The 18,657-nt window shown below is 62.2% G+C and carries 23 protein-coding genes; 15 read left to right on the forward strand and 8 right to left on the reverse strand.

What is annotated here, in order from left to right:
- Window positions 1-31: 31 nt before the first annotated feature.
- The 5 genes from lptB to JOY50_RS11155 are packed head-to-tail and all read right to left on the reverse strand — an operon-like array spanning window position 32 to window position 3,360.
- Window positions 32-757: an LPS export ABC transporter ATP-binding protein gene (gene lptB / locus JOY50_RS11135; protein WP_003255132.1), complete on the reverse strand. Its 726-nt coding sequence runs from the start codon at window positions 755-757 to the stop codon at window positions 32-34.
- A complete protein-coding gene (gene lptA, locus JOY50_RS11140; RefSeq protein ID WP_019471368.1) occupies window positions 758-1,282 on the reverse strand; it encodes a lipopolysaccharide transport periplasmic protein LptA in 525 nt (174 codons plus the stop codon).
- On the reverse strand, window positions 1,269-1,841 hold the full coding sequence (gene lptC, locus JOY50_RS11145) for an LPS export ABC transporter periplasmic protein LptC (RefSeq protein ID WP_132843974.1): 573 nt from the start codon (window positions 1,839-1,841) through the stop codon (window positions 1,269-1,271). Before lptC ends, lptA begins: the two co-directional genes overlap by 14 nt.
- Window positions 1,842-1,849: 8 nt before the next feature.
- Window positions 1,850-2,374: an HAD family hydrolase gene (locus JOY50_RS11150; RefSeq protein WP_132843972.1), complete on the reverse strand. Its 525-nt coding sequence runs from the start codon at window positions 2,372-2,374 to the stop codon at window positions 1,850-1,852.
- 11 nt (window positions 2,375-2,385) lie between these two features.
- Entirely contained in the window at window positions 2,386-3,360 is a 975-nt protein-coding gene (locus JOY50_RS11155) for an SIS domain-containing protein (protein ID WP_132843969.1), read from the reverse strand.
- Window positions 3,361-3,607: 247 nt separating this feature from the next.
- On the opposite strand from JOY50_RS11155, the gene JOY50_RS11160 reads away from it, so the two are divergent.
- The 10 genes from JOY50_RS11160 (at window position 3,608) to hisC (ending at window position 11,530) form a co-directional block, all read left to right on the forward strand.
- On the forward strand, window positions 3,608-4,417 hold the full coding sequence (locus JOY50_RS11160) for an ATP-binding cassette domain-containing protein (RefSeq protein WP_019471364.1): 810 nt from the start codon (window positions 3,608-3,610) through the stop codon (window positions 4,415-4,417).
- Window positions 4,417-5,214: a lipid asymmetry maintenance ABC transporter permease subunit MlaE gene (gene mlaE, locus JOY50_RS11165; protein WP_012270663.1), complete on the forward strand. Its 798-nt coding sequence runs from the start codon at window positions 4,417-4,419 to the stop codon at window positions 5,212-5,214. Before JOY50_RS11160 ends, mlaE begins: the two co-directional genes overlap by 1 nt.
- Window positions 5,214-5,699: an outer membrane lipid asymmetry maintenance protein MlaD gene (gene mlaD / locus JOY50_RS11170; protein ID WP_010952152.1), complete on the forward strand. Its 486-nt coding sequence runs from the start codon at window positions 5,214-5,216 to the stop codon at window positions 5,697-5,699. Before mlaE ends, mlaD begins: the two co-directional genes overlap by 1 nt.
- 9 nt (window positions 5,700-5,708) lie before the next feature.
- Window positions 5,709-6,356, forward strand: a complete 648-nt coding sequence (locus JOY50_RS11175) for a phospholipid-binding protein MlaC (RefSeq protein ID WP_132843966.1) — start codon at window positions 5,709-5,711, stop codon at window positions 6,354-6,356.
- Entirely contained in the window at window positions 6,353-6,655 is a 303-nt protein-coding gene (locus JOY50_RS11180; RefSeq protein ID WP_132843964.1) for a lipid asymmetry maintenance protein MlaB, read from the forward strand. The genes JOY50_RS11175 and JOY50_RS11180 overlap by 4 nt, the downstream gene beginning before the upstream one ends.
- A 117-nt stretch (window positions 6,656-6,772) precedes the next feature.
- Window positions 6,773-7,012 carry a BolA family protein gene (locus JOY50_RS11185; RefSeq protein ID WP_019471361.1) on the forward strand — a complete coding sequence of 80 codons (240 nt, stop codon included), beginning with the start codon at window positions 6,773-6,775 and terminating at the stop codon, window positions 7,010-7,012.
- Window positions 7,013-7,035: 23 nt separating this feature from the next.
- A complete protein-coding gene (gene murA / locus JOY50_RS11190) occupies window positions 7,036-8,301 on the forward strand; it encodes a UDP-N-acetylglucosamine 1-carboxyvinyltransferase (RefSeq protein WP_019471360.1) in 1,266 nt (421 codons plus the stop codon).
- Window positions 8,302-8,392: 91 nt separating this feature from the next.
- Window positions 8,393-9,028 (forward strand): ATP phosphoribosyltransferase, encoded by a 636-nt coding sequence (gene hisG / locus JOY50_RS11195; protein ID WP_016485050.1) that lies wholly within the window; start codon window positions 8,393-8,395, stop codon window positions 9,026-9,028.
- 127 nt (window positions 9,029-9,155) lie between these two features.
- The gene (gene hisD, locus JOY50_RS11200) at window positions 9,156-10,481 is read left to right on the forward strand and encodes a histidinol dehydrogenase (protein ID WP_132843961.1); all 1,326 of its coding nucleotides are present in this window, start codon (window positions 9,156-9,158) and stop codon (window positions 10,479-10,481) included.
- Window positions 10,482-10,483: 2 nt separating this feature from the next.
- Window positions 10,484-11,530: a histidinol-phosphate transaminase gene (hisC, locus tag JOY50_RS11205; protein ID WP_132843958.1), complete on the forward strand. Its 1,047-nt coding sequence runs from the start codon at window positions 10,484-10,486 to the stop codon at window positions 11,528-11,530.
- 153 nt (window positions 11,531-11,683) lie between these two features.
- On the opposite strand, the gene JOY50_RS11210 is transcribed toward hisC, so the two are convergent.
- Window positions 11,684-12,868 carry an alkaline phosphatase family protein gene (locus JOY50_RS11210; RefSeq protein ID WP_138737634.1) on the reverse strand — a complete coding sequence of 395 codons (1,185 nt, stop codon included), beginning with the start codon at window positions 12,866-12,868 and terminating at the stop codon, window positions 11,684-11,686.
- 139 nt (window positions 12,869-13,007) lie between these two features.
- On the opposite strand from JOY50_RS11210, the gene JOY50_RS11215 reads away from it, so the two are divergent.
- The 4 genes from JOY50_RS11215 (at window position 13,008) to JOY50_RS11230 (ending at window position 15,775) form a co-directional block, all read left to right on the forward strand.
- Entirely contained in the window at window positions 13,008-13,658 is a 651-nt protein-coding gene (locus tag JOY50_RS11215; RefSeq protein WP_243055184.1) for a FadR/GntR family transcriptional regulator, read from the forward strand.
- A gap of 13 nt (window positions 13,659-13,671) precedes the next feature.
- On the forward strand, window positions 13,672-14,952 hold the full coding sequence (locus tag JOY50_RS11220; RefSeq protein ID WP_132843949.1) for an MFS transporter: 1,281 nt from the start codon (window positions 13,672-13,674) through the stop codon (window positions 14,950-14,952).
- 63 nt (window positions 14,953-15,015) lie between these two features.
- On the forward strand, window positions 15,016-15,492 hold the full coding sequence (locus tag JOY50_RS11225) for a nuclear transport factor 2 family protein (protein WP_019471353.1): 477 nt from the start codon (window positions 15,016-15,018) through the stop codon (window positions 15,490-15,492).
- Window positions 15,485-15,775: a GIY-YIG nuclease family protein gene (locus tag JOY50_RS11230; RefSeq protein WP_019471352.1), complete on the forward strand. Its 291-nt coding sequence runs from the start codon at window positions 15,485-15,487 to the stop codon at window positions 15,773-15,775. The genes JOY50_RS11225 and JOY50_RS11230 overlap by 8 nt, the downstream gene beginning before the upstream one ends.
- A 78-nt stretch (window positions 15,776-15,853) precedes the next feature.
- On the opposite strand, the gene yejK is transcribed toward JOY50_RS11230, so the two are convergent.
- The gene (yejK, locus tag JOY50_RS11235; protein ID WP_019471351.1) at window positions 15,854-16,861 is read right to left on the reverse strand and encodes a nucleoid-associated protein YejK; all 1,008 of its coding nucleotides are present in this window, start codon (window positions 16,859-16,861) and stop codon (window positions 15,854-15,856) included.
- A 370-nt stretch (window positions 16,862-17,231) separates the two neighbouring features.
- Here yejK and JOY50_RS11240 point away from each other — a divergent pair, with 370 nt between their 5' ends.
- Window positions 17,232-17,513, forward strand: a complete 282-nt coding sequence (locus JOY50_RS11240; RefSeq protein ID WP_003255106.1) for an HU family DNA-binding protein — start codon at window positions 17,232-17,234, stop codon at window positions 17,511-17,513.
- Window positions 17,514-17,565: 52 nt separating this feature from the next.
- On the opposite strand, the gene rlmF is transcribed toward JOY50_RS11240, so the two are convergent.
- On the reverse strand, window positions 17,566-18,516 hold the full coding sequence (gene rlmF / locus JOY50_RS11245) for a 23S rRNA (adenine(1618)-N(6))-methyltransferase RlmF (protein ID WP_243055185.1): 951 nt from the start codon (window positions 18,514-18,516) through the stop codon (window positions 17,566-17,568).
- Window positions 18,517-18,657 lie beyond the last annotated feature (141 nt).

Below are 18,657 nucleotides of genomic sequence, written 5' to 3' on the forward strand. Positions count from 1 at the left end.
TATTTGCCAGTGCTCCAGGCGCATGCCGGGGTCAGAGCCGGAACTCGTGACCCAGGTAAACTTCTTTGACCAGGTCGTTGGCCAGGATGGTTTCGGCGTCGCCTTCGGCGATCAGCCGGCCATCATTGACGATATAGGCGGTTTCGCAGATATCCAGGGTCTCGCGCACGTTGTGGTCGGTAATCAGCACACCGATACCCTTGGCCTTGAGATGGTGGATGATCTGCTTGATGTCGCCGACCGAGATCGGGTCGACACCGGCGAATGGTTCGTCCAGCAGGATGAACTTGGGTGCGGTCGCCAGGGCGCGGGCAATCTCGACGCGGCGGCGTTCACCACCGGACAGGCTCATGCCGAGGTTGTCGCGAATGTGGCTGATGTGGAACTCCTGCAGCAGGCTTTCCAGTTCCTTGCGGCGGCCGTCGCGGTCGAGGTCCTTGCGGGTCTCGAGGATGGCCATGATGTTGTCGGCCACCGACAGCTTGCGGAAGATCGAGGCTTCCTGCGGCAGGTAGCCGATGCCAGCACGGGCGCGGCCGTGCATGGGCTGGTGGCTGACATCGAGGTTGTCGATGAGCACGCGCCCCTGCTCGGCCTGGACCAGCCCGACAATCATGTAGAAGCAGGTGGTCTTGCCGGCGCCGTTGGGGCCGAGCAGGCCGACGATCTGGCCACTGTCGATCGACAGGCTGACATCACGTACGACCTGCCGCCCCTTGTAGCTCTTGGCCAGGTGCTGGGCTTTGAGGGTTGCCATTTACTCGGCCTTCTTCTTGGGCTGGATCACCATGTCGATACGCTGACGCGGTGTAGTCACGTTGCCACCACGACCGGCGGTCGCCACCTGGGTCTGGGTGTTGTAGACGATCTTCTCGCCTTCGGTGGTGTTGCCTTCGCTCTCGACCTTGGCGCGGTCAGTGAGAATCACCAGGTCTTTCAGCGCCTGGTACTGAATGGTCACGCCCCAGCCTTTCATCTTGTCTGGTTTGGCCGCGCTTTGTTGCTGCTCGAAGTAGGCCAGGTTGCCCACCGAAGTCACCACATCGATGTCGCCGGAAGCGGAGCGGGTGATGGTGACGGTGTTGCCTTTGATCATCATCGAGCCCTGAGTAATGACCACGTCGCCGGTGTAGGTGGCTACGCCTTGCTTGTCATCCAGGTGGGCCTGGTCGGCCTGGATGCGGATCGGCTGATCACGGTCATTTGGCAGTGCGAAGGCGCTCGCGCTTCCCAGTGCTGCGCTCAGGCTGAGCAAAAGGGGGAGGGTTTTAACGAGCCTCATACTGTCCTCTTACGTTAGAGAGCAGGTCCATCCTGCTTTCTTTCAAATACGCTTTCATTCCTTTGCCTGTAGTCGTGCCACCGGCGCCGTCGATTCTAACGGCTTGCTCGGTCTGCGCATATTGCTTCTGCGGGAACACCGTCATGCGTGAGCTGGTAATAATGGTTTCACGCTGTTTTTCGTCGGTGCGGGCAATCCGTACCTTGTCGATCAGTTCGACCTCGGTGCCGTCCGGGTTGACCTCGGCGCGGATGCTCTGTACGTGCCACGGGTATTCGGTGCCGCGGTACAGGTGCAGGTCAGGCGTCGTCAGCAACGTGATTTCGCTGGCCTTGAGGTGCTCGACCTTGTCGGCGGTCATTTCGTACTGCAGCTTGCCATCAGGCAGGAACTGCACGCTGTGGGCGTTGATCGCATAGTAGTCGATGGCGCTTTCGTCGACCTGGGCCACTGGCTTGTCGAGGAAGCTTTCCGGGCTGACATTCCAGTAGCCGACCGCAGCCACCAGGGCGGCGATCACTGCTAGCAGCGCAATATTGCGGGCTTTCTTGCTGAACATGGGCAGCCTTACAGGTAATTGGCGTTGGCAGCGTCCAGGGTGCCCTGGGCCTGCATGATCAGTTCGCAAAATTCACGGGCAGCGCCTTCGCCGCCGCGTGCCTGGGTCACGCCGTGGGCGTGCTGGCGAACAAACGGTGCGGCGTTGGCCACGGCCATGCCCAATGCTACCTGGCGAATGACCGGCAGGTCAGGCAGGTCATCGCCCAGGTAGGCCACTTGATCATAGCCTAGGCCCAGTTCGGCGAGCAGGCCGTCAAGCACGACCAATTTGTCCTCGCGGCCCTGGTACAGGTGCGGGATGCCGAGGTTTTTCGCCCGGCGCTCGACCACAGGGGTTTTGCGCCCGCTGATGATCGCGGTGGTCACGCCCGAGGCCATGAGCATCTTGATGCCCTGGCCGTCGAGGGTGTTGAAGGTCTTGAACTCGCTGCCGTCTTCGAGGAAGTACAGGCGCCCGTCGGTGAGCACGCCGTCCACATCGAACACTGCCAGCTTGATGGCTTTGCCGCGTTGCATGAGGTCCTGGTTCATTCCATCGCTCCTTACATTACACCGGCGCGCAGCAGGTCGTGCATGTTCAGGGCACCGGTCGGGCGGTCCTCGCGGTCCACCACCACCAGTGCGTTGATCTTGTGGTCTTCCATGATCTTCAGGGCTTCGGCAGCGAGCATTTCGGCGCGGGCCGTTTTGCCGTGCACGGTCATGACCTGATCGATCAGGGTAGTGTGTATGTCGATGTTGCGGTCCAGGCTGCGGCGCAGGTCGCCGTCGGTGAAGATCCCGGCCAGCGTGCCGTCGGCTTCGACGATCACGGTCATGCCCAAACCTTTGCGGGACATTTCAAACAGCGCATCCTTGAGCAGGGTGCCGCGGGCTACCTGGGGTAGCTCGTCGCCGCTGTGCATCACGTTTTCGACCTTGAGCAACAGGCGACGGCCCAGTGCACCGCCCGGGTGCGAGAAGGCAAAGTCTTCGGCGGTGAAACCGCGGGCTTCGAGCAGGGCGATGGCCAGGCAGTCGCCCAGCACCAGCGATGCCGTGGTGGAGGAGGTGGGTGCGAGGTTCAGTGGGCAGGCCTCTTGCTCGACGCGGGCGTCGAGGTTGACCTCGGCGGCCTGGGCCAGGGGCGAGTCCGGGTTGCCGGTCAGGCTGACCAGCTTGATGCCCAGGCGCTTGATCAGTGGCAGCAGGGTGACGATTTCGGCTGTGCTGCCGGAGTTGGAAAGGGCAAGGATGACATCATCGCGGGTGATCATGCCCATGTCGCCATGGCTGGCTTCAGCCGGGTGCACGAAAAACGCCGGCGTACCGGTGCTGGCCAGGGTGGCGGCGATCTTGTTGCCGATATGCCCGGACTTGCCCATGCCGACCACGACCACCCGGCCCTTGCTGGCCAGGATCAGTTCGCAGGCGTTGACGAAACTGTCGTCGATGCGCGCCAGCAGGCCCTCTACGGCCTCGAGTTCCAGGCGTAAAGTGCGTTGGGCGGATTGGATCAGCTCGCTGGATTGGCTCATGTCGAGTAATCAATGCATGATGAAAAGGTCGCGATTATACGCGTAATGACGAAAACCCTCACCCTTCGATTGCTGTAGCGAATGTCACCAAAGCCTGTCACAGGGCTGAACGACTGCTTGTCCGGCCTTGGGGCGGCGCCGTCAGCGGTGCTATAGTTCGCCGCGATTCGGCCTGCCGGGGGCGCTTGTGCCTTCCTGATGGAGGCCGGCGTCCACTAGGACGAGGCTGCACTAGCAAGGAGTCTAGATGAGTGTGGATAGCGCCTACGCGGTCGAGTTGAAGGGGCTTACCTTCAAACGCGGTTCGCGCAGCATTTTCAGCAACGTCGACATTCGCATCCCGCGCGGCAAGGTCACCGGCATCATGGGACCATCGGGTTGCGGCAAGACCACGTTGCTCCGCCTGATGGGTGCGCAACTGCGCCCCTCCGGTGGTGAGGTATGGGTTGCTGGCCAGAACCTGCCGACGCTGTCGCGCAGCGACCTGTTCGACGCCCGCAAACAGATGGGCGTGCTGTTTCAGAGCGGCGCGCTGTTCACCGACCTCGACGTGTTCGAGAACGTCGCATTCCCGCTGCGCGTGCACACCCAGCTGTCGGACGAAATGATCCGCGACATTGTGCTGATGAAGTTGCAGGCCGTGGGCCTGCGTGGTGCCATCGACCTGATGCCGGACGAGTTGTCCGGTGGCATGAAGCGCCGTGTGGCGCTGGCCCGGGCAATTGCCCTGGACCCACAGATCCTCATGTACGACGAACCGTTCGTCGGCCAGGACCCGATCGCCATGGGCGTACTGGTGCGCCTTATTCGCCTGCTCAACGATGCCTTGGGCATTACCAGCATCGTCGTTTCCCACGACCTGGCGGAAACCGCCAGCATCGCCGACTACATCTACGTGGTAGGCGACGGCCAGGTGCTGGGCCAGGGGACGCCCGACGAGCTGATGGGCTCGGACAACCCTCGCATTCGCCAGTTCATGAAGGGCGACCCGGACGGCCCGGTACCCTTCCACTTTCCTGCGCCTGACTACCGCGCCGACCTGCTGGGGGCGCGTTGATGCGCAGAAAATCCTTACTCGAACGTGTCCGCCTGCTGGGGCGTTCGGCAATCGACGTGCTGGCGGTACTGGGGCGCTCCTGCCTGTTCCTGTTCCATGCGCTGGTCGGCCGTGGCGGCATCGGCGGCGGCTTCCAGCTGCTGACCAAGCAGCTGTACTCGGTAGGCGTGCTGTCGCTGGCGATCGTTGTCGTGTCCGGGGTGTTCATCGGCATGGTGCTGGCGCTGCAGGGCTACAGCATCCTGACCAAGTACGGCTCGGAGCAGGCGGTGGGGCAGATGGTTGCCCTGACCCTGCTGCGTGAGCTCGGCCCGGTGGTAACGGCGTTGCTGTTCGCCGGCCGTGCAGGTTCCGCGCTGACCGCCGAAATCGGCAACATGAAGTCCACCGAGCAGCTGTCGAGCCTGGAAATGATCGGCGTCGACCCGCTCAAGTACATCGTCGCGCCGCGCCTGTGGGCCGGCTTCATCTCGCTGCCGCTGCTGGCGCTGATCTTCAGCGTGGTCGGTATCTGGGGCGGCTCGTGGGTGGCCGTGGACTGGCTGGGCGTCTACGAGGGCTCGTTCTGGGCCAACATGCAGAACAGTGTTTCTTTCACTGACGACGTGCTCAACGGGCTGGTCAAGAGCTTGGTGTTTGCCTTCGTCACAACCTGGATTGCCGTATTCCAGGGGTACGACTGTGAGCCCACCTCAGAGGGGATCAGCCGTGCCACCACCAAGACCGTGGTCTATGCCTCGTTGGCAGTGCTGGGTCTGGACTTTATTCTGACCGCCTTGATGTTTGGAGATTTCTGATGCAAAACCGCACCCTGGAAATCGGTGTCGGCCTGTTCCTCCTGGCCGGGATCCTGGCGCTGCTGCTGCTGGCCCTGCGTGTCAGCGGGCTGTCGGCCAGCCCGAGCAGCGATACCTATAAAGTTTATGCCTACTTCGACAATATCGCTGGTTTGACGGTCAGAGCTAAAGTGACCATGGCCGGTGTGACCATCGGCAAGGTTACCGCCATCGATCTGGACCGTGATTCCTACACCGGTCGGGTGACGCTGCAGCTGGACAAATCGGTGGACAACCTGCCGACCGACTCCACTGCCTCGATCCTGACCGCCGGGTTGCTTGGCGAGAAGTACATCGGCATCAGCGTGGGCGGTGAAGACGAAGTGCTCAAGGACGGCGCGACCATCCACGACACCCAGTCGGCACTGGTGCTGGAAGATCTGATTGGCAAGTTCCTGCTCAACTCTGTTGGCAAGGAACCGAAAGAAGCGCAACCGGCTAATTAAGGAGTTTCCATGATTTCGATCCTGCGACGTGGCTTGCTGGTCCTGCTGGCGACCTTCCCCTTGCTGACCATGGCTGCGCAGACACCGCACGATGTGGTCCAGGGCACCACCAATGAACTGCTCGGCGACCTCAAGGCCAACAAGGAGCAGTACAAGTCCAACCCCAACGCCTTCTATGAATCACTGAACCGCATTCTTGGGCCGGTGGTGGACGCAGACGGTATTTCCCGCAGCATCATGACCGTCAAGTACTCGCGCAAGGCCACCCCTGAGCAGATGCAGCGCTTCCAGGAAAACTTCAAGCGCAGCCTGATGCAGTTCTATGGCAACGCGCTGCTCGAATACAACAACCAGGGCATTGTCGTCGACCCGGCCAAGGCCGATGACGGCAAGCGCGCCAGCGTCGGCATGAAGGTCACCGGCAACAACGGTGCCGTGTACCCGGTGCAATACACCCTGGAAAACATCGGTGGCGAGTGGAAGGTACGTAACGTCATTGTCAACGGTATCAACATCGGCAAGCTGTTCCGTGACCAGTTCGCCGATGCCATGCAGCGCAACGGCAACAACCTGGACAAGACCATCGACGGCTGGGCCGGCGAAGTGGCCAAGGCCAAGCAGGCAGCCGACAGCTCTCCGGAGAAGACCGTCAAATGAGTGATGCTGCTGTGAGCATGGCCGAGCCGGGCGTGCTGCGCCTGGCCGGGGTGCTGGACTACCGCAGCGGCCCGGCCCTGCGCAAGCAAGGCAAGGCGCTGATCGACAGTTCGCGCGAGCCACGCCTGGTACTGGATTGCTCGGCTGTCGAAAAGTCGTCGAGCGTCGGCCTGTCGCTGTTGCTGGCGTACATTCGCGATGCTCAGGCTACCGGCAAGGCGTGCGAAGTGCGTGGCATGCCCGAAGACATGCGGGAAATTGCCGAGGTCTATGACCTTGATGAAGTGCTGGCAACCTGATGGCCCGGCACGGATGATGGCCCCTCGGTCAGCGAAGCCCTCGTTGGGCTTCGCAGGCGAGGGGCTTTTTTGTATGATGGCCGACCCGTGCGCATCGGGCGCCGATTGAGGTTGAGCATGCAGGCCCTAGAAGTTAAAAGCTTCCTTGAAGAGAAATTGCCCGGTTCCCGGGTCGAAGTTGAAGGCGAAGGCTGCAACTTCCAGTTGAACGTGATCAGCGACGAGTTGGCTGGCCTGAGCCCGGTCAAACGTCAGCAGGCGATCTACGCTCACCTGAACCCGTGGATCGCCAATGGCAGCATCCATGCGGTAACCATGAAATTTTTCAGCAGCGCAGCCTGGGCTGAGCGCACCTGAGCCAACTTGGCGGCGAGACTCCAATGGACAAACTGATTATTACTGGCGGCGCTCGCCTTGACGGCGAGATCCGCATTTCGGGCGCGAAGAACGCAGCCCTGCCGATTCTGGCGGCGACCCTGCTGGCCGATGGCCCGGTCACCGTGGGCAACCTGCCACACCTGCACGACATCACCACCATGATCGAGCTGTTCGGCCGCATGGGCATCGAGCCTGTGATCGACGAAAAGCTGTCGGTGGAAATCGACCCGCGCACCATCAAGACCCTGGTCGCGCCTTACGAGCTGGTCAAGACCATGCGCGCCTCGATCCTGGTGCTGGGCCCGATGGTCGCACGTTTCGGCGAAGCCGAAGTGGCCCTGCCCGGCGGTTGCGCCATCGGTTCGCGCCCTGTCGACCTGCACATCCGTGGCCTCGAGGCCATGGGCGCGAAGATCGAAGTGGAAGGTGGCTACATCAAGGCCAAGGCGCCTGAAGGTGGCCTGCGCGGCGCGCACTTCTTCTTCGACACCGTCAGCGTGACCGGTACCGAGAACATCATGATGGCCGCTGCCCTGGCCAAGGGGCGCAGCGTGTTGCAGAACGCCGCGCGCGAACCTGAAGTGGTCGACCTGGCCAACTTCATCAATGCCATGGGCGGCAACGTCCAGGGCGCCGGTACCGACACCATCACCATCGATGGCGTCGAGCGCCTGCACTCGGCCAGCTACCGCGTGATGCCGGACCGCATCGAGACCGGTACCTACCTGGTTGCTGCTGCTGTGACCGGTGGCCGCGTCAAGGTCAAGGACACCGACCCGACCATCCTTGAAGCCGTGCTGGAAAAACTCAAGGAAGCCGGTGCCGACATCAACACCGGCGACGACTGGATCGAGCTGGACATGCATGGCAAGCGGCCAAAGGCCGTCAACCTGCGTACCGCCCCGTACCCGGCGTTCCCGACCGACATGCAGGCGCAGTTCATTTCCCTGAACGCCATTGCCGAAGGCACTGGCGCGGTGATCGAGACCATCTTCGAAAACCGCTTCATGCACGTTTACGAAATGCACCGCATGGGCGCGCAGATCCAGGTCGAAGGCAACACTGCCATCGTCACTGGCGTGAAGTCGCTCAAAGGCGCCCCAGTGATGGCCACCGACCTGCGTGCATCCGCCAGCCTGGTGCTGTCGGCGCTGGTTGCCGAAGGCGATACCCTGATCGACCGCATCTACCACATCGACCGTGGTTACGAGTGCATCGAAGAGAAACTGCAGATGCTCGGCGCGAAAATCCGCCGCGTACCGGGCTAATCGCCCGCAGGTGCAAGGATGCACCTTTCGAATTGAATGCGGCCAGGTCGATGACCTGGCCGGCAGCAGCCGCTTAAGGACCGACGTTCCAATGTTGACCATCGCGCTTTCCAAAGGCCGTATCCTCGACGATACCCTGCCGTTGCTGGCCGAGGCCGGTATCGTGCCGACCGAGAACCCGGACAAGAGCCGCAAACTGATCATCCCCACCACGCAGGACGATGTGCGCCTGCTGATCGTGCGTGCCACCGACGTGCCGACCTATGTCGAGCATGGTGCCGCTGACCTGGGTGTGGCCGGCAAGGACGTGCTGATGGAGTACGGCGGCCAAGGTATGTACGAACCCCTGGACCTGCAGATTGCCCAGTGCAAGCTGATGACTGCCGGTGTGGTCGGCGCGCCCGAGCCCAAGGGCCGCCTGCGCGTGGCCACCAAGTTCGTCAACGTAGCCAAGCGCTACTATGCCGAACAGGGCCGCCAGGTCGACATCATCAAGCTGTATGGTTCGATGGAACTGGCACCGCTGATCAACCTCGCCGACAAGATCATCGACGTGGTCGACACCGGCAACACCCTGCGTGCCAACGGCCTGGAGCCCCAGGACCTGATCGCCACGATCAGCTCGCGCCTGGTGGTCAACAAGGCCTCCATGAAAATGCAGCACGCCCGTATCCAGAGCCTGATCGACACGCTGCGTCAAGCAGTCGAATCGCGACACCGCGGCTGACTCCCTGCGCGCGACCTTCGCTGTCGCGCCCGTCTATCCGCGTCATAGCCACTTTTCTCGGGTGCCCGCGCGGATGGACTGGTAGCCTAGGGCGCCTGAGCATTCGCTAATAATCGAGGCCCTCGCCATGACCGTGTCCACTGCAATTGCCCGTCTCAACGCTGCCGATCCGGATTTCGCCCGACATCTGGATCATCTGCTGAGCTGGGAAAGTGTGTCCGATGACGCGGTCAACCAGCGCGTGCTCGACATCATCAAGGGCGTGCGCGAGCGCGGCGATGCGGCACTGGTGGAGTTCACCCAGCGTTTCGACGGCGTTGCCGCCAACAGCATCGATGACCTGATTCTTGGCCGCGAGCGCCTTGAGCTGGCCCTGACCCGCATTACCCCGGTGCAGCGCGAAGCCCTGGAAAAGGCCGCCAACCGTGTGCGCATGTACCACGAGCGGCAGAAGCAGGACTCCTGGCAGTACACCGAGGCCGACGGCACGGTGCTGGGCCAGAAGGTCACCCCGCTGGACCGTGCTGGCCTGTATGTGCCGGGCGGCAAGGCGTCGTACCCGTCGTCGGTGCTGATGAACGCCATCCCGGCCAAGGTTGCCGGCGTGGCCGAAGTGGTGATGGTGGTGCCAACCCCGCGTGGCGAGGTCAACGAACTGGTGCTGGCGGCCGCCTGCATCGCCGGCGTGGACCGCGTGTTCACCGTCGGCGGTGCCCAGGCAGTCGCTGCGCTGGCGTACGGCACCGAAACCGTGCCGCAGGTGGACAAGATCGTCGGCCCGGGCAACATCTACGTCGCCACTGCCAAGCGCCATGTGTTCGGCCAGGTCGGCATCGACATGATCGCCGGGCCGTCCGAAATCCTGGTGGTATGCGACGGCCAGACCGATCCGGACTGGATCGCCATGGACCTGTTCTCCCAGGCCGAGCACGACGAAGACGCCCAGGCCATCCTGGTCAGCCCGGATGCCGCGTTCCTCGACCGCGTTGCTGCCAGCATCGGCAAGCTGCTGCCGACCATGGAGCGTGCCGAGATCATCGAGAAGTCGATCAATGGCCGTGGTGCACTGATCCAGGTGCGTGACATGCAGCAGGCCATGGATGTGGCCAACCGCATCGCCCCGGAACACCTGGAGCTGTCGGTGGCCGACCCGCAAGCCTGGCTGCCGCACATTCGCCATGCTGGCGCGATTTTCATGGGCCGCCACACCAGCGAAGCGCTGGGCGATTACTGCGCTGGCCCCAACCACGTGCTGCCTACCTCCGGCACCGCGCGTTTCTCGTCGCCGCTGGGGGTGTATGACTTCCAGAAGCGTTCGTCGATCATCTTCTGCTCCGAGCAGGGCGCGTCCGAGCTGGGTCATACCGCTTCGGTCCTGGCCCGTGGCGAGTCGCTGACCGCCCACGCACGCAGTGCTGAATACCGTATCCTGACCCAAGAGAAGGGGAACTGAGCATGAGTCGATTCTGGAGCCCCTTCGTCAAGGATTTGGTGCCTTACGTACCGGGCGAGCAACCCAAGCTGGCCCGTCTGGTCAAGCTCAACACCAATGAAAACCCCTACGGCCCGTCGCCCAAGGCGCTGGAGGCCATGCGTGGCGAGCTGAACGACAACCTGCGCCTGTACCCGGACCCGAACGGCGACCGGCTGAAGCAGGCGGTTGCCGAGTACTACGGCGTGACCCCGGCGCAAGTGTTTGTCGGCAACGGCTCGGACGAGGTGCTGGCGCACATTTTCCACGGCCTGTTCCAGCATGATGCACCGCTGTTGTTCCCGGACATCAGCTACAGCTTCTACCCGGTCTATTGTGGCCTGTACGGTATTGCCTTCGAGCAGGTGGCGCTGGACGCGCAGTTCCAGATTCGCATCGAGGACTACAGCAAGCCCAACGCCGGCATCATCTTCCCCAACCCCAACGCGCCGACTGGCTGCCTGATGCCGCTGCAGGCGGTGGAGCAGCTGCTGCAGGCCAACCGTGACTCGGTGGTGGTGGTCGATGAGGCCTACATTGATTTCGGTGGCGAGACGGCCATCAGCCTGGTGGACCGCTACGACAATCTGCTGGTGACCCAGACCCTGTCGAAGTCGCGCTCGCTGGCCGGCCTGCGGGTGGGTCTGGCGGTCGGGCACCCGGACCTGATCGAGGCGCTGGAGCGGATCAAGAACAGCTTCAACTCCTATCCGCTGGACCGTGCAGCGATCGTTGGCGCGGCGGTGGCGTTCGAAGACCGCGAGTACTTCGAGCAAACCTGCCGCAAGGTGATCGACAGCCGCGAAGTGTTGGTCGGGCAGCTTGAGGCCAAGGGCTTCGAGGTACTGCCCTCGGCCGCCAACTTCATCTTCGCTCGCCACCCGCAGCAGGATGCCGGCGAGCTGGCTGCACGTCTGCGCGAGCAAGGTGTGATCGTGCGCCACTTCAAGCAGCCACGCATTGCCCAGTTCCTGCGTATTACCATCGGCACGCCAGAGATGAACCAGGCGCTGCTCGATGCGTTGAGCTGACAAGGTTAGTAGCCCTGCGCTGCCACGGAGCAACCGCTAACTCTTTGATTTAGCAGGGGCCCTGTGGGAGCGGGCTTGTCCCGCGAACACCGGCAAAGCCGGTGCCAGGCACCGCGTGCTCCCATTCGTTGCGCAAGCCCGCTCCCACAGCATCTAATAGCTACGCTGTTCGATCACAAAAGCCTTGGCCTCCGGCCGGTTGCGCACCGCCGCCGGTGTGCCATCAAGCACCAGCACGTAATCGTTCTGCTGCCCCATCCCCTGCGGATCAGTCCATTGCCCGTCTCTAGCCGCAACCTGGGCAACCACATGCCCGTTCTTGATAATCGTCAGATAGCCATTGGCGTTGCTGTTCCAGCGCAGCCGGCTTTTGCTCTCATCGGCCCGAGCCTTGCGTACACCGGTCTTGCCCAGTAAAGGCGTGCCGTCCAGTAGCCATTCCGGCTGCAGCTTGAGGCCCATGTGGCGCAGCACCGTGGGCGCTACCGAGGTCTGTGCGGGTAGCCCGTACAGGTTGTTGGGCCCAGGCATTTCCGCAGGAATGCTCGGAGTGGTCAGCTCCTGATTCAACGGCTTGTTGCTGGCGATGAAGATGCTCTTTTCCTGCTCTGAAGCGCTGCCATGGCCTTTCCCCCAATAATCCCGACCGTGGTCGGTGCTGACGACTACCAGCCAGTCTTCCTGCGGGAACATGCGACGTCGCTTATCTACCTTGTCCAATAACCGCCCGATCTGGCTGTCGGCCTTGCGCAATGCCTGCTGATAGTGCTCGCCGTGACCCCTGTCATGGCCGATCTGGTCAGGTTCGTCCAGTTGAATAAAGGTGAAGTCTGCGGGTGTGTTGCCCAGGACATGCAGCGTTCGCTCGATCACTTGTTCATCCGACAAACCACTTTCGCGTACGTCGGCGCCATGGGCGTCCTCCAGCAAGAATGCCGTGTTGATGGGGGACCAGTTGACGATGCTGGAGAGGTAGGCATTGGGGAAGGCTTGGCGTAGCCGCTTGAACAGACTGGGGAACGCCGGGTTTATGCGTTGCGAGTCGGCGTCAGAGTCAACGCCATGCTTGTTGCTCCACACGCCGGTCAGCAAGGTGGCCCAGCCGGGGCCGCTCAGGGTGCGTTGCTCGCTGGATTTGCCACTGATCCCCCCCGTGTACGCCTTGCCGTAGTACAGCCGTTGTTTCAGGTTGGTGGCGTCGCCCAACTGCAGGTATTGCTCCAACTGCACACCGTCGACCCCGATGAACAAGGCTTTGGGGCGGCTCGGGTGTTTGGCCGGATCGCAACCTGGCAGCATGGCCAGAAACAGCAGTAACAGCAGGCTCGCTAGTCGCATGTAAGTACATCCTTGAAAGTACGCCACGAGCGTTGCAACAAAGGGGTTTGTTCACAACTGGCAGAAATACCAGGTGGTTTGCGGGGTTGCCCGGTATCCCGTAAGCTGTGCGAATTCATCGGATGATTGGTTGAGTGAGATGAGTACCGAGTTGACCAAGCGTTCTCTGGTCGAGCTGGCCGTGGAGCGCATGCGCGAGCGCATCGTGATGGGCGATTGGCAAGTCGGCCAGCGTTTGCCGACCGAGCCGGAGCTGGCCCTTCAACTAGGCATTAGCCGCAACACCGTGCGTGAGGCCATGCGCGTGCTGGCCTTCAGTGGCCTCGTGGAAATTCGCCAAGGCGACGGCAGTTACCTGCGCACGGCGCAGGACCCCTTGCAGGCGGTGCAGGCCATGTCCCGTTGCAGCCCGGAGCAGGCCCGTGAAACCCGCCACATCCTGGAAACCGAGGCCATCGGCCTGGCGGCGTTGCGCCGTACCGATGCCGACCTGCAAGCGCTGCGCGATGCCTTGGTCGGCAGTGCCGGGCACTTCCACGGGGATGTCGATACCTATGTAGCGTGTGACCTGGTGTTTCACCAGCGGCTGGTCGATGCCGCCCACAACCCGGCATTAAGCGAGCTGTACCGGTACTTTTCCGGTGTGGTGGCTGCCGCCCTGCAGCACAACATGGCGACCGTGCCGCGTTGCCAGGCCACGTTCGATCTGCATGGGCAAATCCTCGACGCCATCGAACAACGTGATGCGGAGCGGGCCAAGCGCCTGAGCCGTACCCTCATCGAATCCTGACTCCGAGAAGGCCATGGCTGAATCCATTACCCGTAACACCCCGCGCAACGAGCGGGACCTTGATGAGCTGCTGATCGACGCTGAAGCTGACGACGAGCAGGTTCAGCAACAGCCTGTGGTGTTGCGGCGGCCCTGGCTATTGCTGCTTGGCCTGGTGCTGGTTGCATTGAACCTGCGCCCGGCGCTGTCGAGCATGGCTCCGGTGCTGGCGCAGGTGTCCGAGGGCCTGGGGCTGAATGCTTCGCAAGCTGGCTTGCTGACCACCTTGCCCGTGCTCTGCCTTGGCCTGTTCGCCCCCTTGGCGCCGGTGCTGGCGCGGCGCTTTGGCAGCGAGCGGGTGGTGCTAGGCATCCTCCTCACCCTGGCGCTTGGCATCGTGGTACGCAGCACCTTTGGGGCTATCGGGGTGTTCCTCGGCAGCCTGATGGCGGGGGCCAGCATCGGCATCATCGGCGTGCTGTTGCCGGGCATCGTCAAACGCGACTTTCCACAGCACGCGGGCACGTTGACTGGCGTGTACACCATGGCGCTGTGCCTCGGGGCTGCCATGGCGGCAGGGGCGACTGTGCCTTTGGCCCAGCATTTCGGGGGTAGCTGGGCCGTGGGGCTGGGCTTCTGGGTGCTGCCGGCGTTGCTGGCCATGTTGGTATGGCTGCCGCAGGCCCGGCAGGGGCATGGCCTGCACAAGGTGGCCTATCGCGTGCGTGGCCTGTGGCGTGACCCGCTGGCCTGGCAGGTGACCCTGTACATGGGCCTGCAGTCGTCGCTGGCTTACATCGTGTTCGGTTGGTTGCCATCGATCCTCATCGGCCGCGGCCTGAGCCCGACCGAGGCGGGCCTGGTATTGTCGGGGTCGGTGATCGTGCAACTGGTCAGCTCGCTCAGTGCGCCTTGGCTGGCCACCCGTGGCAAGGACCAGCGGCTGGCGATCGTGCTGGTCATGCTGATTACCCTGGCTGGCCTGTTCGGTTGCCTGTATGCACCGTTGTCCGGGCTGTGGGGATGGGCCGTGGTGTTGGGCCTGGGGCAGGGCGGAACCTTTTCCCTGGCGCTGACCTTGATTGTGCTGCGCTCGAAAGATGCCCATGTGGCCGCGAACCTCTCGAGCATGGCCCAAGGGGTAGGTTATACCCTGGCGTCGATGGGGCCATTTGCGGTGGGCCTGGTGCATGACCTGACCGGGGGCTGGGCAGCAGTAGGGTGGATCTTTGCTGTGCTGGGGGTAGGTGCAATCGTGTTCGGGCTGGGTGCCGGGCGGGCGTTGCATGTACAGGTGACCAGCGAAAAAGTTTGAGACTGGCATAAGCCATCGGGGCAGATTATCGTGCTGCTTTCGAGCCCAGGACGGACCTGCCCCATGAGTGACGCCAACCGCGACCTGATCACCCGTTTCTACCAGGCCTTCCAGCGCCTGGACGCCGAGGCTATGGTGGCCTGCTACAGCGACGATATCGTTTTCAGCGACCCGGTTTTCGGCACCCTGCGCGGCAAGGATGCAGGGGACATGTGGCGCATGCTCACCGCCCGCGCCAAAGACTTCACCCTCGCATTCGACAGTGTGCGCGCCGACGAGCGCAGTGGCGGCGCGCACTGGGTGGCGACCTACCTGTTCAGCCAGACCGGCCGCGTTGTGGTCAACGACATCCAGGCACGGTTTGTCATTCGCGATGGGTTGATCTGCCAGCATGACGACACCTTCGACCTGTGGCGCTGGTCGCGCCAGGCTCTGGGTGTGCCGGGTATGTTGCTGGGCTGGTCGCCATTGGTGCAGAACAAGGTGCGCTTGCAGGCATTCAAGGGGTTGCGCGCATTCCAGCAGGCCCAGGGTGAGTGATGTCGTGGAAACGGTGGTTGGCAAACCCTGGTATGTCTACCTGGTAAGGGCTGCCAACGGCTCGTTGTACTGTGGCATCAGTGATGACCCGCAGCGTCGGTTTGCCGCGCATCAGAAAGGGCAGGGCGCGCGTTACTTCAAGACCAGCCCGGCGCAGGCGCTGGTGTATGTGGAGCAATGGCCCGACAAAGGCGAGGCGTTGCGCCAGGAACGGTTGGTGAAGCGGCTGCGCAAGTCGGCCAAGGAAGCGCTTGTAGCTTCCTATCGCACCGCTGCCCACTAAGGCCGTTCATACATGGGATCGCGAATCTTGTAGGAGCGGCCTTGTGTCGCGATGGGCTGCAAAGCAGCCCCAAGGCCCTCAATCCTTGCGCCGCTTCAGCTGGTCCACCAGCGTAGTAGGCAGGCCCTTGATGATCAGTGTGCCTGCCGCCTCGTCATACTCCACCTTGTCGCCCAGCAAGTGCGCCTCGAAGCTGATCGACAGCCCCTCGGCACGCCCGGTGAAGCGGCGGAACTGGTTGAGGGTGCGTTTGTCTGCCGGGATTTCCGGAGACAGACCGTAATCCTTGTTGCGGATATGGTCGTAGAACGCCTTGGGCCGGTCTTCGTCGATCAGGCTGGACAACTCTTCCAGCGTCACCGGCTCGCCCAGCTTGGTCTGGGTGGTAGCGTACTCGACCAGGGTCTGGGTCTTTTCGCGGGCGGACTCTTCCGGCAGGTCTTCGCTCTCGACGAAGTCACTGAAGGCCTTGAGCAGGGTGCGGGTTTCGCCTGGGCCGTCGACACCTTCCTGGCAGCCGATGAAGTCGCGGAAATAGTCCGAGACCTTTTTGCCGTTCTTGCCCTTTATGAACGAAATGTACTGCTTGGAGCTTTTGTTGTTCTTCCATTCCGACAGGTTGATGCGCGCTGCCAGGTGCAGCTGGCCAAGGTCGAGGTGGCGCGAAGGCGTCACATCAAGCTCGGCGTTCACTGCCACGCCTTCGCTGTGGTGCAGCAGGGCAATCGCCAGATACTCGGTCATGCCTTGCTGGTAGTGGGCAAACAGGGTGTGGCCGCCGGTGGACAGGTTGGACTCTTCCATCAGCTTTTGCAGGTGCTCCACGGCCACACGGCTAAAGGCCGTGAAGTCCTTTTCCTCGTCGAGGTACTGCTTCAGCCAGCCACTCAGCGGATAGGCCCCAGACTCACCGTGGAAGAACCCCCAGGCCTTGCCCTGCTTGGCGTTGTAACTGTCGTTGAGGTCAGCCAGCAGGTTTTCGATGGCATCGGAAGCCGCCAGCTCGGCGTCGCGGGCATGCAATACAGCGGGGCTGCCATCGGGCTTTTTGTCGATCAGGTGAACGATGCAATGACGGATTGGCATGGGATTCTCGGCGAGCTGCAAAAGGCGTCAAGTTTACCCTAGACACAAGGTGATGCAGTGGCCGTATGTTGGCAGATATGTCGGTTGTTCGTTTTTTGTTCAGTTTTGTGCGCTTTAGGCTAAAACCCCCGAAAAACCTGCATTAAATCGAAGTGCGCAGCGGATATTTATCCATTCCTGTGGTAGTTTTGCGCGGTCTTGCGCCCCTCGTGTGGCGCAGTGCTGGCAGCGTGCTGTCGTCGTGTCGAACCAAACGCCGATTTACGTATCTACATACGCGATTGGCGCGGCCCTCCACTGTAAGGGGCTGGCCCGATAACGTCGTAGTTCGCTGCATAACCATCGAATTTGATAGGGAAGGAACATCACCATGGCATTGACCAAAGACCAACTGATTGCCGACATCGCCGAATCGATCGCCGCGCCAAAAGCCACCGCTAAAAACGCTCTGGAGCAACTGGGCCAGATCGTTGCCGACCAGCTGGAAAACGGCGCTGAAATCACTCTGCCAGGCATCGGCAAGCTGAAAGTCTCCGAGCGTCCTGCCCGTACCGGCCGCAACCCTTCGACTGGCGCTGCCATCGAAATCGCTGCCAAGAAAGTCGTCAAGTTCGTTCCAGCCAAAGTGCTGACCGACGCCATCAACAAGTAATTGTTGAAGCGTTGACAAAAAACCGCGCCTGGCTTGCCCAGGCGCGGTTTTTTCATGCCTGGGATTTACGCCGGGTATGCCAGGCCTGCCGCGCGGCCTGGTCCTGAAAGCTCCAGGCGACCATGCGGCTCTGCTTCTGGCCCTGGCCCATTTCATTGATGCGCACCGCCTTCGCGCCTGCTTTGCGCAGCGCAGCCTCAATGCCCGGCAGGTTGCTGGCCTTGGATACCAGGCTGGTGAACCACAAGACCTGCTCGGCGTATTGCACGCTTTCGCCAACCAGTTGGGTGACAAAGCGGATTTCACCGCCTTCACACCACAGTTCATTGTTCTGGCCGCCGAAGTTCAGCACCGGCAACTTGCGCTTGGGGTCCTGCTTGCCAAGGTTCTTCCACTTGCGCTGGCTGCCTCGGGTGGCTTCCTCGCGCGAGGCATGGAAGGGCGGGTTGCACAGGGTCAGGTCGAAGCGGTCGTCGTCCTGCAGCAACCCGCTGAGGATATGCGTGCGGTTGGTTTGCTGGCGCAGGGCGATGGCCTTGCCCAGGCCATTGGCCTGGACGATGGCCTTGGCCGAGGCCAGGGCCACCGGGTCAATGTCCGAGCCGAGGAAGCGCCAGCGGTAGTCGCTGTACCCCAACAGCGGGTAAATGCAGTTGGCGCCAACGCCGATGTCCAGCGCACGCACCTGGGCGCCCTTGGGGATCTCACCCGCATTGTCGTCGGCCAACAAGTCGGCGGCCACGTGGATGTAGTCGGCGCGGCCGGGAATGGGCGGGCACAGGTAGTCGGCGGGAATGTCCCAGTGCTGGATGCCGTACTGGGCCTTGAGCAGGGCACGGTTGAACACCCGCACGGCTTCGGGGTTGGCGAAGTCGATGCTGGGTTTGCCATGGGGGTTGGTGATGGTGAAGCGGGCCAGGTCAGGGTGGGCCTTGATCAGGCTGGAAAAGTCGTAACGGCCCTGGTGGCGGTTGCGCGGGTGCAGGGTGGGTTTTTCAGTCATGGTCGGATCCGGTGTTGCAGGCCGTGGGGCTGCTTTGCAGCCCTTTCGCGACACAAGGCCGCTCCTACAGGATAGCGGCGCCCTTCAATCCGGCGCCGTCCCTGTAGGAGCGGCCTTGTGTCGCGAGAGGGCCGCAAAGCG

This window comes from Pseudomonas sp. BP01, assembly GCF_022760795.1.
GTDB classification, from domain to species: domain Bacteria; phylum Pseudomonadota; class Gammaproteobacteria; order Pseudomonadales; family Pseudomonadaceae; genus Aquipseudomonas; species Aquipseudomonas putida_Q.

Coding starts and splice junctions, on each gene's coding strand:
- lptB (WP_003255132.1), bottom strand. CDS start 757: ATGGCAACCCTCAAAGCCCAGCACCTGGCCAAGAGCTACAAGGGGCGG.
- lptA (WP_019471368.1), bottom strand. CDS start 1,282: ATGAGGCTCGTTAAAACCCTCCCCCTTTTGCTCAGCCTGAGCGCAGCA.
- lptC (WP_132843974.1), bottom strand. CDS start 1,841: ATGTTCAGCAAGAAAGCCCGCAATATTGCGCTGCTAGCAGTGATCGCC.
- JOY50_RS11150 (WP_132843972.1), bottom strand. CDS start 2,374: ATGAACCAGGACCTCATGCAACGCGGCAAAGCCATCAAGCTGGCAGTG.
- JOY50_RS11155 (WP_132843969.1), bottom strand. CDS start 3,360: ATGAGCCAATCCAGCGAGCTGATCCAATCCGCCCAACGCACTTTACGC.
- JOY50_RS11160 (WP_019471364.1), top strand. CDS start 3,608: ATGAGTGTGGATAGCGCCTACGCGGTCGAGTTGAAGGGGCTTACCTTC.
- mlaE (WP_012270663.1), top strand. CDS start 4,417: ATGCGCAGAAAATCCTTACTCGAACGTGTCCGCCTGCTGGGGCGTTCG.
- mlaD (WP_010952152.1), top strand. CDS start 5,214: ATGCAAAACCGCACCCTGGAAATCGGTGTCGGCCTGTTCCTCCTGGCC.
- JOY50_RS11175 (WP_132843966.1), top strand. CDS start 5,709: ATGATTTCGATCCTGCGACGTGGCTTGCTGGTCCTGCTGGCGACCTTC.
- JOY50_RS11180 (WP_132843964.1), top strand. CDS start 6,353: ATGAGTGATGCTGCTGTGAGCATGGCCGAGCCGGGCGTGCTGCGCCTG.
- JOY50_RS11185 (WP_019471361.1), top strand. CDS start 6,773: ATGCAGGCCCTAGAAGTTAAAAGCTTCCTTGAAGAGAAATTGCCCGGT.
- murA (WP_019471360.1), top strand. CDS start 7,036: ATGGACAAACTGATTATTACTGGCGGCGCTCGCCTTGACGGCGAGATC.
- hisG (WP_016485050.1), top strand. CDS start 8,393: ATGTTGACCATCGCGCTTTCCAAAGGCCGTATCCTCGACGATACCCTG.
- hisD (WP_132843961.1), top strand. CDS start 9,156: ATGACCGTGTCCACTGCAATTGCCCGTCTCAACGCTGCCGATCCGGAT.
- hisC (WP_132843958.1), top strand. CDS start 10,484: ATGAGTCGATTCTGGAGCCCCTTCGTCAAGGATTTGGTGCCTTACGTA.
- JOY50_RS11210 (WP_138737634.1), bottom strand. CDS start 12,868: ATGCGACTAGCGAGCCTGCTGTTACTGCTGTTTCTGGCCATGCTGCCA.
- JOY50_RS11215 (WP_243055184.1), top strand. CDS start 13,008: ATGAGTACCGAGTTGACCAAGCGTTCTCTGGTCGAGCTGGCCGTGGAG.
- JOY50_RS11220 (WP_132843949.1), top strand. CDS start 13,672: ATGGCTGAATCCATTACCCGTAACACCCCGCGCAACGAGCGGGACCTT.
- JOY50_RS11225 (WP_019471353.1), top strand. CDS start 15,016: ATGAGTGACGCCAACCGCGACCTGATCACCCGTTTCTACCAGGCCTTC.
- yejK (WP_019471351.1), bottom strand. CDS start 16,861: ATGCCAATCCGTCATTGCATCGTTCACCTGATCGACAAAAAGCCCGAT.
- JOY50_RS11240 (WP_003255106.1), top strand. CDS start 17,232: ATGGCATTGACCAAAGACCAACTGATTGCCGACATCGCCGAATCGATC.
- rlmF (WP_243055185.1), bottom strand. CDS start 18,516: ATGACTGAAAAACCCACCCTGCACCCGCGCAACCGCCACCAGGGCCGT.